Genomic DNA, 12,686 nt, shown 5'->3' with positions numbered 1-12,686 from the left:
TCGAACTGTCCCCTCAAAGACCATGTTCACCATAACATCAATTTGCTCCTCTCACCAAATGGAGCTTCTCTGTAAAATCTATTTATGACTACTCTTCTTTTCTGTAGGTTTGATTTTTAATCATTATACATTCGTAAGAAAATATTGTCAAGCTTTTTTTGAAAAATTTATAAAATAATAACATATTACGTGCAAATTTAACAATTATCTTATAAATCTTTAAGTTCCGATTGCGCTTTGTGGCAGATGTATTCAAAAAGAATTATGGATTTGTTTTCTTTTGCGAAATTTTTCCTGAAGATAAAATAGTGGTCGCGGTTATCCTTGCAGTTTTTCGCGGTTATCCTGAAATAATCATTTTTTGTAGACACCATGTGTTCTAAAATGTCGTCTGTCAAGAATGTAAGTGGCACGTTGATGTTTGCGTATTTGTAAAAATCTTTCTCGAAAGCTATGAAATTGTCCGAAAAATAATCGAATTGAAAAGTATTTTTGTGTAATGTATTCATAATTACTCCATCAAATTAATGTTCAAAATATTGTCGAATTTTATCTCTATCATTTGACCGTCGCTTTCAAAATATATCTTGTCTTCGAAAAAATCGTAGATTGTCCCTACGTATGATTTGTTGTTTTGGATGAAGATTTCGACTGTAAAATCATTCAGAAAAGCTTGGCTTATCAGTAAAAGCAAGCTACTCGCACCCAACGATTGTACGCTTACATTTTCAGTCATCGAATGTAGTGCTGTCGTGTGCTCTGACAGGAAAAATCCCATCCATTTCGCCATTTTTCTGTCGCAATATTCCCTGGCTGATTTGTAGGGAAGATAATTTCTAATAATCATAAGTGCCGTCCATTCCACCGCAGTGGCCTCCAATTAGTTTGCTTCGTTCGATAACACGCGATCCTTCCATGAGAGATGTCGCTTTTTGAATGGAAGTGAATCCGTATTTGTCTCTGATTTCATCGATTGCAGATTCCAAATTCTTCTGCTTTTCTATTTTCTCAATGTCTTCGAAAAGTGAAAATGATATGCACGCTTCGTCCACCAAATTTTCATAACTTACGCCAAGTCTTCTCACAGATCCTCCCTGATATTTCTTGTGAAACAAATCCATAACATGAGCTGTTAGTCCTGCTGTTGATTGGGAAGGGGGGATGGTTTTTTGTGCGTGGATGGATTTTTTGTTTTCCTTGTAGGAATATCCAACATAAATCGACACCACAGTCGCTTTCTTTCTGATTCTTCTAATTCTTATAGCAACTTGTTCTGCGATTTCTTTGATAACTATTTCGATTTCACTTTTCTTGGAGTAATCTCTGGGAAGAACTTGTGAATTGCCCAGTCCCTTGGATTTTTCTTTGTAAGGTTGTGTGACTTTGGATTCATCTACGCCGTTCGCGTGAAACCATAACTGCACGCCCATAATTCCGAATTCTCGTTTCAAAATATCTGGATTGGAATTTGCGAGATCTCTCACCGAGAAAATACACAATTTATTCAGCCTTCTTTTCGTTCTTTCGCCGATTCCCCAAAAATCTGTTAAATCAGGAATGTTCCACACTTTTTGTTCTACATCTTCGTAAGACCAATTCGCCCTCATATTCACAGTTTTCTTAGCTTCGTTGTCCAGCGCAAGCTTAGCCAACAGAGGATTGGAATTACTCATTCCAACTGTAGAGTACAAACCAGTTTTGTTTCTGATTTCGTTTTGGATTCTAGAAGATATCAAATCCAATTTGTCCTTACGCGAGATTGTTGTGTCGGGAACGAAATAATTTAAACTAGTAGTCAAATCGATAAACCCATCATCGATAGAATAGGGAAGAATCTCGTCTTTCGCTGCGTAATTCATAAAAATCTTCTGGATTTTCAAATTTTCTTCAATGTACAAGGCCATTCTTGGAGGAACGATGACGGTGTTTTTCGCCCGCGTTTCGATGTAATTGATATATGAATCAGTTATTGGTAAATTCTGTCTGAGAGCTAATTGGAAGTTAAACTTCCTATCATGGATATGAAAAGGCAAATCAAAAGCCCTGCCGACATTCTTCTTTCCAAAAACTTTCTTGAAAGTGGGAGAACTTGCAAGAATTAATCCACTCGCATTGTCGGAATTACTCATAACGCAGAGAGAAGTTGTCAAGGGATTCAGATTTCTCTTGACGCATTCAACACTCGCGTAAAAACTTTTGATATCCACAAAAGCAATATCAGATTTTGGCTCCAAAGAGTAATCTATAAGTCCCATAACAACCTCCTTACTCGTCATCCAACGGACTGTAATCTTCCAAAAAAGTAGATTTTGGATTTTCAATATAGCCAATATCAGAAGGAAACTTGTTCAGCTTCACCATTTCAGATATTTTCAAATTCAACAAATTAATATCCACACCCAGCTTGTATGCCGTAGTCTTGTCGTCGGTGTACTCGCGCATAGTTTTAATCAAATCTTCATCAAAAATCAAAAGATGAGCCGCGAAAATATTCGCCTCATTTTCAAAAACATCCGTAGGATTGAACACCTTGTTCTCATGAAAAGCGTGACCATCAATGCAGTATTTCCTGTGGAGTTGGTCGTGGCCAATCTCGTGAGCCAGTACGATTTTTTTCAAACTTCCGATGTTATTCGCAATCAAAATAACCCTGTTTCGAAGAATTACCTGATACACACCAAAAAGTTTGGACGGACTATCGATATAATGAAGCTTAATTCCCAACAAATCCAAAAACTCCTCGGGATTTTAAAGTGACCCCAAAAAGTTGGACTTTGTACCAGAGACATTTAAAAATATTTGTCTCTGGTTTTTTTGTTCTAAAGATTTCCACTAGGGGAAATCGAAGCTAAGCCGCATTTAATTTTCTATATTCTACTGGTGATAAATATCCTAGTTTTTCTTTTATCCTTTCTTCATTGTAATATTTTATGAAATCTTCTATTGTTTGTTTTAAGTGTTCGTATGAATAGAATTTATTTCCGTAGTATACTTCTTGTTTTAATATTCCAAAGAAGTTTTCCATTGGAGAGTTATCTAAGCAATTTCCTTTTCTTGACATGGATTGAGTGATACCGTTAGATTCTAGTTTTGATGTGTATTGATCTATTTGGTATGCCCAGCCTTGATCTGAGTGAAATATTCTTTTTTCTTTTGTTTTGTTAGTTATTTCTATGGCTTTGTTTAAGGCTTTTAGGATTGGTTCTAGAGTTGGTTGTTTCGATATTTCATAGCTTAGTATTTCACTGTTGTACATATCTAAATATGGATTTAGATAAAGTTTCTTTATTTGGTAGGTCCCTGATTTATCTTTTTCAAAATACTTGAATTCTGTTGTGTTAGTTGTTATTTGTGTATATGGTTTTTCTACTTTAAAGTTTCTTTTTATTTTGTTGTCTGCTACTTTCCCTACTTGTCCTTTGTAGGATGAGTATTTTCTTGATTTTCTTGAAAAACTTTTTACTTGAAGTTTTAGATTTTGAACTAATCTTTGTACTTTCTTTTTGTTTATTTTTAGTCCTAATCTTTTTAACATCGCAGTTATTCTTCTGTATCCATAGTTTGGATTTTCTTTTCTAATTTTGAGTATTTTGTTTTCTATTTCCATATCTTTATTTGGGCTATTTATGCGTTTTTGCCAATACATATATGTTGATTTTGGAAGATTGAAGTATTTTAACAAGTCTTTTAATTTGTATTTATTTCTTAAAATCCCGATTGTTTCAGTAATTGTCTTATTTCTGCATCTGTCATTTGAGACAATTCTATCTTTTTTTTAATTGCATCATTTTCTAATTGAAGCCAATAGTTTTTTTCTTCTAATTTCTTTATTTTTTCTTTTAATTGTGCCTGTGTTAATGAATTATCTTCTAAATTAGTTAATTTTTCTGATGAATCTACTTTGATATCTTTTGATTTATTTGTTGACTTTGGCATTTTTGAAGGTCTTCCTCTCTTTTTGGGTTTTAGTCCTTCTATTCCTTGTTTTCTAAAGTCATTTACCCATCTTGTTATTATCGCTGGATTGCTTATCTTTAATTCGTTTGCAAGGCTTTGATAGGACATTTCTCCTGTTAAGTACAAGTTTACTACATTCAACTTGAATTCCAAAGGGTATTTGGTATTTTTTCTTTTTACTTTTAGTCCTTCTATGCCTTGAGATTTGTATGCGCATACCCATCTTCTTATCATGCTTTTATCCGGTATACAATATTTATTTACTAAATTTTGATATGAACTGTTAGATTCTAAATATTCTTTTACTATTTTCGTTTTGAATTCTGTGCTATATTTTGCCATTAAAAAACTGACCTCCTTAAGTTAGTTTTTAGGTCTAACTTTTGGGGGTCAGTTCATTTCTGGTGTGGTATTTTTCAACCAAATTATTTACCTTATCGTATATCCATCTATTGTACATAAACTACCTTTTATTCTTGTGTTTTCCGTATTTTTTATTCTCCAACTTGGCTTCGTAATAGGCTTCAGCAATCGCGTTGAAAAGTTTGTCCTTGTCCTCTTCTGGAAGAGAACCACCAGCGAAAAGCCTCGACAAATTATCCACCAAATTCTCAGCATCCTTCTTACCAGAATACCCGAATTTTTTAGCAGAATCCAGCACGAAATTATCCTCGACAGTCAACAAAAAATTGATGTCGACATTGAAAAATTCCGCAATTTTCTTGTACATATCTTGCGTGCGTGGGCGAGTGCCCTTCGTTTCGTAGTTGCTTATAGTCTTCAAAGTCACGCCAAGCTTGTCTGCAAGTTCCGTCTGCGTAAGACCTCTGTCTTCTCTGAGTTGTTTTAATTTAGCACCAAAGCTCATTGATTTCCTCCATAAATGAAATTAGAAGTTCAAATACAAAATATGAACTTTAACTACTAATATTATAATTTAAACTTCCAATCACGTCAAATTTTTGTGGGATTTGAAAATGAAACTCAATAGATGTATAATATAAATGTAAAAAAGTTGACATTGAAACTAAAAAGGTAGTGATCAAATGAAAATTTTTAATAAAATAAAGAAAAATTTTGAAGAATTTTTGAAAAAATTGGGCAACGAAAATAAAAATACTTTTGGAGAAGAAAGATTGGACTGTTGCACAATGAACAAAAAAGACAAATAGAACATCACGAATCGGATTTGATAATTCAAGTCCGATTTTTATATGTGAATAAATGAATAATTGAATTTCATAAATTAAATTATGCACAATTAGAACTAAAGGGATCAAACTTTTGCTTTATTTTTTGCAGAGATAAAATAGTGTAATTCTGAATAATAATTTTTTTGGTATAATAATGATTAAGAAGATAGGATGAATATATGAAATTATTACTGAATCTTATATCTAACGAGAAATTTATTAACAAAAGGAGATTATTATGGAAAGGACTATTCACGTAAAGGAAAAAGGAAGAGACTGTTACAATTAAGTGGATAATAGAATAAATATGAATCATACAAAAGAAGTAACGAAAAAAATATATATGTTATCTGGTTTAGGATGTGATACATCAAACGTAAATGAGCTTGAAATTGAATTAAATAAATTCAGTTATACTATTGAATATATCAATTTACCTGGACAATTTTCTAATATAGATGTGAAGGTAGAAAACGAAGAAGATTTTGAAAAATGGATAGAAACTCAGATACCGAAAAATTCTATAGTTATTGGATATTCACTAGGTGCAGATTTATTGGTTAGAAATATTGAAAGGATAAAACCAGATAAACTAATTATTTTAGATGGCGCAATAATTACGAATGATTTCACGAAAACAACAGTTGAAAAAGAAGTTGAATTTAGTAGAAGGTATATAAAAGAAAATAGTCTTGAGATGAATGCTGACACAATTTCTAATTTACTTTATATAAAGTTCAAAGAAGATAAGGATATTTTTGATATGGATATAAAAGTAAAGACGCTGTTGTTATTAGCCGATACACCAGATGATTTATATGAATATAAGAAAAACAAGATAGAGAAAAATAATAATCAAGAAAATATAAAATCATTATTTATCCCAAATACATCACACAATTTTCACACTGAAAAGCCAGTTGAAATAGCCGAATGTATTGATAAATTTTTAAATGAATAAATCAAAAAAACCAGAGAATCATTCTCTGGTTTTGTTTATTTAAAACAACAAATGTGCGATTGGGACTACGATCAAAAGTGAGATTATTGTTCGTTCGATAAAAATGACGAATAATTCGAACAAATTAACTGGGATTGATGAAGCGAGGATTAGTCCACCGACTTCTGATAGATAGATCAATTGTGTTACGGAGATTGTCGCTACTATGAACTTGGTCATTTGTGATTGAATTGTGCTTGCAGCGATGATGGATGGTGTGAACATGTCGCTGAATCCTACAATCATTGTCTTAGAGGCTTCCAAACTTTCTGGAACTTTCAGAAAATTCAACAGTGGCAAGAAAGGCTTGCCCAAGATTTCAAAAACTTGCGTGTTGTTTGCAAGTACAAGTGATGCTGTTCCGATTATCATAACAATCGGCATTACTGAAAACCACATTCCAAATGCGTTTTCGATTCCGTTTTTCAAAAATTCTCCGATTCCTTTGTGAGACTCTGCACGTTTGATTGCCAAATCTAGTCCGTATTGTACCGATGAAGAATAATTCTCTGCAATATCTTCGTTATCATGATTAGAGTCTACAACGTAGTCGTCTTTTTTGAGTGATAATGGTGGAATTCTTGGGACTATAATCGCACAGACAATTCCAACTAAGCAGACCAAAAGGTAGTACACTCCGAAATAGTCGACCATGTCAACTTGGGATAAAACGATAAGGCTGAATGTGATGGAAACTGCAGAGAAATTCGTAGAAATAATTGCAGCTTCTTTTGCAGAATAATATCCAGATTCGTATTGGTTTGAAGTCAGCATGACACCCAATGTTCCATCTCCAATCCAACTTGTGATGCAATCTACTGCGGCACGTCCAGGAATCAAAAATACTGGGCGCATTATTTTTGTGAAAATCGCACCGATAAATTCCAAAAGTCCGAAATCTAATAAAAGTGGAAGAAGCATGCTTGCTATTACGAAAATAATTACAAGTGATGTCAACAAATCGTTGAGTATAAATGTCGCAGATTCATCGGCAACTATCATATCGAAAAACGGCCCAAGGTTAAGCTTGTCCTTTAACACAACCATCCACACGACTATAAATCCTAGAATTCTAAGTACTAGCCAGACAGGCGTTACAGAAAATGTTTGATCTAAAAGTTTGTTTTTCTTGATGAATTTTACATTGAAACTTGCCAAAACACTCATTACAAAAGATATCGTAATTATTATTGTGCAAAGTGCTGGCAGATAATCGCCGATGGTTTTGGCTATAAAATCAGCGAAAATTTTGACAATTATAGTCCATTCGCCATCGAATTTTACGGGAATCATGAAGATAATTATCCCGATAATCGATGGAATCAGAAAATTCAGTAGTGATTTTTTGTTGGTTTTCATATTATCTCCTCGCTTTAAAATATTTCAACTAGTATAACACTTATGAAAATATGATGCAAGAAAATAACAAATAAAATTAATTAGGAGAAGCAAGAAATCATATGGCACGAAGAATTAGAAAAATCCTCTAGCACGAATATCTAATCTACAAAATCTCCAACAAAAAAAGGCTACCGATATAGTAGCCCGTAAATTATTCTTCAGTATCTTCTTCATCATCATTTGATTGATTTTCTTCAGCCATTGTTTCCATTTCTTCTTTCAAAACTTTGTTGTCCAAGTTAGAATCTTCAATCATGGATTTTACTTTTCGTTCATCTTTTTTACTGTAATGTTGATCGTCGTCATATTTCTTTTCCAATAAATCCAAGATTTTGAATCTTCTTTTGGATTCTTTTTTGATTTTTTGGAAATCTCTAATGTATGCGTAAATCAAGAATATTATCAAAATTATTCCGGCGTAACCAATTATAGGGTATGTGATGCTGATAAGTTTTCTGAATCCTAAAAAGCTTAGGAAAAATCCTATCGTTACAAATCCAATCAAATACATTTTGTATTTTGTAGGATTGTCCTTGGAAGCTCTTTTAGCTAACGAATAATACAAGCCGATAGCTGTGTTGAAAATCATTCCAAATATTACAAAACTCATTATCAAACCTAAAACTGGATTGATTTCTTCGATTAGAGTTTGTGTTGGAAGATCTGCATCTTTTAATATATCGACTCTCATGAATAGTACAACTGCCAAAAGAGCTGTTACTGTTCCTGTGATAAATCCTCCCAACAATCCACTAATTTTGGCCTCTTCTGATAAAACGTGATTGCCACCGATTGCAAACGCCGTACTTAAACCAACCATCATACACAATGAAAAATAGTTCACTACAGAAAGCCAAGGATTGCCGAAATTTTTCGGAATAGTTCTTGCAATTGGATCTAATTGGTCAAAACTTCCGTCAAATTTTATAATTGTATAGACCGATGCGATTAAAATTAACGCAACGATAATTGGCGTGAATGCTCCGATAATTCTTGTAACTTTTTCAAAATCCATCATTCCCACGAAAATTACAAGTAGTGCGCAAATCAAAGACCCTATCCATGGAGCTAGTCCGAATTGTTGGTTGAGATTGGATCCTGCACCTGATAGCATTACGAATCCGATTATAAATCCTGTCAAAATAAGTAAAATGTCGAAAATTCTAGTGAATTTTTTGGATGCTATCTCGTCCAAAACATCGCTGTGTTCATCTGCAAAATAATACGAACCCAACTCTAAAATAATCGCTCCAATAAATGTATGCAACAACAAAACAAATAGCGCAGTCCACAAACCAGATTTGCCATAAGCTGTGAAATATTGCAAGATTTCTTGTCCACTTGCAAGGCCAGCGCCAGTTAGCACTGCGACGTATGCAAGGGATGTGCTTAATATTTTCTTTTTCATAGTTCTCTCCTTCTTTTGTAAAATTATATAATAAAATTTAAAAATAGCCAAGATGTAATTATATAACAAATTTTACAAAAAGCAAATTAGCGAATTGAACAATATGGTATAATATTCATGAAAAGAGGTGCTATATGTTTAAAGTTAAAAATTTTGAAGATAATGATGATGTCATAATCAAAGAACAAAATGGAGCGTTTAAAGTTGTAGAATACAAGAGGGATTTGTCGGTTGATTACGAACAAGCACAAAGCTCTTACTTTGCATCTGAAATGAATGTCAGAAGAAGACAATTGGTGTGTGATGTTTCCAAATCAAACATAACTGTGCAAGCAGGTGCTATGCAATGGATGCTAGGAAATGTCAGCTCAACTACTGGAATAAAAGGAGCTGGAGATTTCTTCAAAAAAGCTTTGCGTGGTTCTGTAACGGGTGAAGGTGCCATAAAACCAGAATACACAGGAGACGGGCTTTTGGTGTTGGAACCGACATACAAGCACATTTTATTGTTGGATGCAGATGATTGGAACAACGAAATCATAATAGAAGATGGATTGTTCTTGGCTTGTGATTCTGAATTGGAACACAAAGCTATTATGCAATCTAATATTTCATCGGCTGTTGCAGGTGGCGAAGGTCTATTCAACTTAGGATTACATGGAACGGGAATTGTCGCGTTGGAATCTTATGTACCAAGAGAAGAATTGATTGAAATAACGCTTGAAAATGACGTGTTGAAGATAGATGGAAATATGGCGATTGCTTGGAGTGGCTCATTGAATTTTACAGTTGAAAGAGCTGGAAAATCATTGATAGGTTCTGCGACAAGCGGCGAAGGACTTGTGAATGTGTACAGAGGAACTGGAAAAGTTCTAATGGCACCAGTTTTGGAATAAAATGGTGAGTATTTAATAGCAAACCGTTAATGCTAAGAATATCATACGGAATAAATTGTTTTGATTTCAAATCGAAAAAATCCGTCAAAATCGCATTTGCGTAAGCGTTAGCGTGCTTACGATTTTAGGATTTTGAGATTATGAAATCTTCAATTTGTGTAGTCTAGATATTCGTGCATTAAGGTTTGTTATTTACTTTGTATAGAAAAAATCGTGAAAGTTTGCAAAAATTTTCGCGTTTTTTTATTCGGACAAAACGAATATGGTATAATAAAGAAAAGTATATTCAAAGTAATGTAAAGAACATCTTGGGAGGCACTACTATGAATAAATTGAGAAACAAATTATACAAATACGAATTTAGGACGATTATTGTGGGTGTAATTCTATTTATTATGGAATTGAAACTTAGAATGAGTTATCCGAAACTTGTAAGCGTTTTGATATCACCGTTATCAAGCATTTTCATCTATGCTTCTATAGCTATTGTGTTGATGTTGATGGTTTTGGAGATGTTGGCAGCGATTAAAAATAGAGATTTCGATATTTTGTTTTTCATTTTAATCATTTTAGCGGGACTTTATTTGATGTATCGTATTATTTAAAATTTGGAGGATATTATGGGTATATTTGATAAATTAAAAAGCGTTTTTTCTTCAGAAGAAAAGGAAACTAACAGTCAAGCTCACAAAAATGATTGGTATGTTTTTGAATGGAGTGTAAAGGACACTGGAGAAATCTTCTACGTTGGTTATGGTTATGGTGAGGATTCTAAGTCTTTCGGATTTGAAAGTTATCACGGAGAAAGAATCAAGGAAAAATTAGATGTGGAATCGAAAATCATCAAGGACAACTTGGAAGAAGATGAAGCTCGCGATTTGCAACAAGAAGAATTGAAGAGAGTGTTGAAAGAAACTGACAATGTGATTATCAATCGTGTGACTCCTAATATGATTACTAGAAAATCGGGATTGTTAAAGTCAGAAACTACACCAAACTATAGATTTGAACAAGCACCGGTGTTATATGTTGCTGAATATGAACAACATTATTTGGATATGGATTATGATGATTTCGAAAAAGTTGACTTGGATAATTTGAAGTCTGTGTACTTAGTTGAAAAGGGCGTTGATGATGAAATTATCGCGAACATTTACAAGGATGATTTGGATAAATATTTGAACCAAACAAAATCTTTGTTGGAACACGAAAACATTAAAATCGTCGATGACCAATTTGCAAATGATGTAACTGCTTGGATTTACATTGGAGATGATTCCATTGCAAAGGTTAAGGAATACGAAGATAAAGCCCAAGAAAAACTTTCTAAGAAAATTCCTGTATATCACATGATGGATGTGTTGAAGAAATTAAAAGAAAAGAACAAGGATAACTTGGATGAGATTTTCAATAAAATCAAGACTACAAAAGAAGTTGTAATTCACCCACACAACAGTAGGGTTGCTGTGTTTGATATCAAAAATTTGGACGATCCAGCGAAGGGTGCGAAGGAAGGTTTGAGATATTGGAACGAAGGAGAAAAATTCAGAAAGGATTCTCACTTCCAATCTGCAATCAAAAATTACGACACTGCTCGTGAAAACGGATTGTGTACTCCTGCACTTTACAGCTCTTATGCCAGTGTGTACAGAAGCATGAAGGATTACGACAACGAAATTGATATTTTGCAAGAAGGTATCAAGAGATTGTCCGATCAAGATAACGTGTCTGAATCCCACATCAATTCTATGAAAGAAAGATTAGAAAAAGCAAAGGAACTTTTATTAAAAGAATAATTTGAACGAATTTCCCAATTTGAGAAATCAAGTTGGGGAATTTTTTACCCTTAAGCGTTATATGATATAATATACAAAGGTGGTAAAATGAAAGACGCTCTCGGAAGAAAGATAGATTATTTGAGAATTTCGGTGACTGACAAGTGCAATTTGAGATGCAAATATTGCATGCCAGAAGAAGGAATCACGCATTTGAATCACGACGAAATTCTAACTATAGATGAAACTTTGAAAATCGTAGAAGTTTTCAAAGATTTGGGAATAAAAAAAGTGCGTTTAACTGGAGGAGAACCTCTTGTTAGAAACGGAATATTGGATTTGGTAAAAGGCATCAAGGACATGGGAATTGAAGAAATCTGCATGACTACCAACGCCATCAAATTGTACGACATGGCTGACGATTTAAAGGAAAGTGGCGTGGACAGATTCAATATTTCGCTGGATACTTTGGATGCGGATAAATTTCGTGACATAACGCGTGGTGGAGATTTGAAAAAGGTACTGAAATCCATCGAAAAATTAAAACAAATGGATATGAAACCAATTAAAATCAACACCGTTGTGATGAGACATTTCAACTACGATGAGATAGAAGATTTTGTGAAATTCGCAGAGAATGGTGTGATTGTAAGATTTATCGAACTGATGCCAATTGGTGAAGCGATTGGAAAATCTGATGATTACGTGTCAAACGAAGAAATTATCAAAAAAATCGGCAATCTTCAAAAAATTGACACCGATTCAAAAAAATCGAAGGTTGCAGAATATTACACCAATCCAAATGGTGTGATTGTGGGATTTATCAATCCGATTTCTCACAAATTCTGCTCAGAATGTAACAGAGTTAGGTTGGATTGCAAGGGCAATTTGCTGATGTGTTTGCATTCTAATAAGTCGATTAATTTGAAAGATTGTATTCGAAATGATGAGGATATACGACAAATTATTACACAAGAAATATACAATAAACCAGAAAGACATTATCTCGAAGAAGGTAACTTCAACAAAAGGGATATGAATACTATAGGAGGTTAA

Annotated in this window: 15 protein-coding genes and 1 other annotated feature (1 of these 16 only partly in view); of the genes, 6 read left to right on the top strand and 9 right to left on the bottom strand. The window is 33.6% G+C overall.

Annotation, left to right across the window (positions count from 1 at the left end):
* Nucleotides 1-113, bottom strand: a binding site (T-box leader); it reaches 113 nt to the left of the window's first position.
* A 96-nt stretch (nucleotides 114-209) separates the two neighbouring features.
* The 7 genes from B9N53_RS06535 to B9N53_RS06505 form a co-directional block, all read right to left on the bottom strand.
* Entirely contained in the window at nucleotides 210-509 is a 300-nt protein-coding gene (locus B9N53_RS06535) for a DUF5960 family protein (RefSeq protein WP_094204214.1), read from the bottom strand.
* Nucleotides 510-511: 2 nt separating this feature from the next.
* Nucleotides 512-847 carry a hypothetical protein gene (locus tag B9N53_RS06530; protein WP_094204213.1) on the bottom strand — a complete coding sequence of 112 codons (336 nt, stop codon included), beginning with the start codon at nucleotides 845-847 and terminating at the stop codon, nucleotides 512-514.
* Nucleotides 837-2,255 carry a Y-family DNA polymerase gene (locus tag B9N53_RS09590; protein WP_094204212.1) on the bottom strand — a complete coding sequence of 473 codons (1,419 nt, stop codon included), beginning with the start codon at nucleotides 2,253-2,255 and terminating at the stop codon, nucleotides 837-839. Before B9N53_RS09590 ends, B9N53_RS06530 begins: the two co-directional genes overlap by 11 nt.
* A 10-nt stretch (nucleotides 2,256-2,265) precedes the next feature.
* Nucleotides 2,266-2,727, bottom strand: a complete 462-nt coding sequence (locus B9N53_RS06520; RefSeq protein ID WP_242432431.1) for an ImmA/IrrE family metallo-endopeptidase — start codon at nucleotides 2,725-2,727, stop codon at nucleotides 2,266-2,268.
* 121 nt (nucleotides 2,728-2,848) lie between these two features.
* The gene (locus B9N53_RS06515) at nucleotides 2,849-3,682 is read right to left on the bottom strand and encodes an IS3 family transposase (RefSeq protein WP_094204211.1); all 834 of its coding nucleotides are present in this window, start codon (nucleotides 3,680-3,682) and stop codon (nucleotides 2,849-2,851) included.
* Nucleotides 3,683-3,705: 23 nt separating this feature from the next.
* On the bottom strand, nucleotides 3,706-4,299 hold the full coding sequence (locus B9N53_RS06510) for a helix-turn-helix domain-containing protein (RefSeq protein WP_094204210.1): 594 nt from the start codon (nucleotides 4,297-4,299) through the stop codon (nucleotides 3,706-3,708).
* A 121-nt stretch (nucleotides 4,300-4,420) separates the two neighbouring features.
* Nucleotides 4,421-4,825 (bottom strand): helix-turn-helix domain-containing protein, encoded by a 405-nt coding sequence (locus B9N53_RS06505; protein WP_094204209.1) that lies wholly within the window; start codon nucleotides 4,823-4,825, stop codon nucleotides 4,421-4,423.
* A 178-nt stretch (nucleotides 4,826-5,003) separates the two neighbouring features.
* Between B9N53_RS06505 and B9N53_RS09500 the strand changes: the two genes are divergently transcribed.
* Nucleotides 5,004-5,129, top strand: coding sequence for an LDCC motif putative metal-binding protein (locus tag B9N53_RS09500; protein WP_002839787.1), 126 nt, complete (start codon nucleotides 5,004-5,006; stop codon nucleotides 5,127-5,129).
* A gap of 328 nt (nucleotides 5,130-5,457) precedes the next feature.
* Nucleotides 5,458-6,111 carry a hypothetical protein gene (locus tag B9N53_RS06500; protein WP_094204208.1) on the top strand — a complete coding sequence of 218 codons (654 nt, stop codon included), beginning with the start codon at nucleotides 5,458-5,460 and terminating at the stop codon, nucleotides 6,109-6,111.
* A 39-nt stretch (nucleotides 6,112-6,150) separates the two neighbouring features.
* Here the strand turns inward: B9N53_RS06500 and B9N53_RS06495 are convergent, their stop codons facing one another.
* Together B9N53_RS06495 and B9N53_RS06490 are read right to left on the bottom strand one after the other, a co-directional pair.
* Nucleotides 6,151-7,509 carry a YjiH family protein gene (locus B9N53_RS06495; protein ID WP_094204207.1) on the bottom strand — a complete coding sequence of 453 codons (1,359 nt, stop codon included), beginning with the start codon at nucleotides 7,507-7,509 and terminating at the stop codon, nucleotides 6,151-6,153.
* 193 nt (nucleotides 7,510-7,702) lie between these two features.
* Nucleotides 7,703-8,959: a hypothetical protein gene (locus B9N53_RS06490; protein WP_094204206.1), complete on the bottom strand. Its 1,257-nt coding sequence runs from the start codon at nucleotides 8,957-8,959 to the stop codon at nucleotides 7,703-7,705.
* Between the two features lie 134 nt (nucleotides 8,960-9,093).
* On the opposite strand from B9N53_RS06490, the gene B9N53_RS06485 reads away from it, so the two are divergent.
* The 4 genes from B9N53_RS06485 to moaA all read left to right on the top strand — a co-directional run bounded on the left by B9N53_RS06485 (nucleotide 9,094) and on the right by moaA (nucleotide 12,686).
* Entirely contained in the window at nucleotides 9,094-9,855 is a 762-nt protein-coding gene (locus B9N53_RS06485; protein ID WP_094204205.1) for an AIM24 family protein, read from the top strand.
* 323 nt (nucleotides 9,856-10,178) lie between these two features.
* Nucleotides 10,179-10,460: a hypothetical protein gene (locus B9N53_RS06480; protein ID WP_094204204.1), complete on the top strand. Its 282-nt coding sequence runs from the start codon at nucleotides 10,179-10,181 to the stop codon at nucleotides 10,458-10,460.
* A 15-nt stretch (nucleotides 10,461-10,475) separates the two neighbouring features.
* Complete coding sequence (locus B9N53_RS06475; RefSeq protein ID WP_094204203.1) at nucleotides 10,476-11,651, top strand: hypothetical protein; 1,176 nt, start codon at nucleotides 10,476-10,478, stop codon at nucleotides 11,649-11,651.
* An 87-nt stretch (nucleotides 11,652-11,738) separates the two neighbouring features.
* Complete coding sequence (gene moaA / locus B9N53_RS06470) at nucleotides 11,739-12,686, top strand: GTP 3',8-cyclase MoaA (protein ID WP_094204202.1); 948 nt, start codon at nucleotides 11,739-11,741, stop codon at nucleotides 12,684-12,686.

Origin of the sequence: Finegoldia magna, assembly GCF_002243175.1 — a bacterium.
Taxonomy (GTDB): domain Bacteria; phylum Bacillota; class Clostridia; order Tissierellales; family Peptoniphilaceae; genus Finegoldia; species Finegoldia magna_J.
The sequence above is the reverse complement of the archived record's forward strand: the minus strand, read 5'-3'. Positions and strand labels throughout refer to the sequence as shown.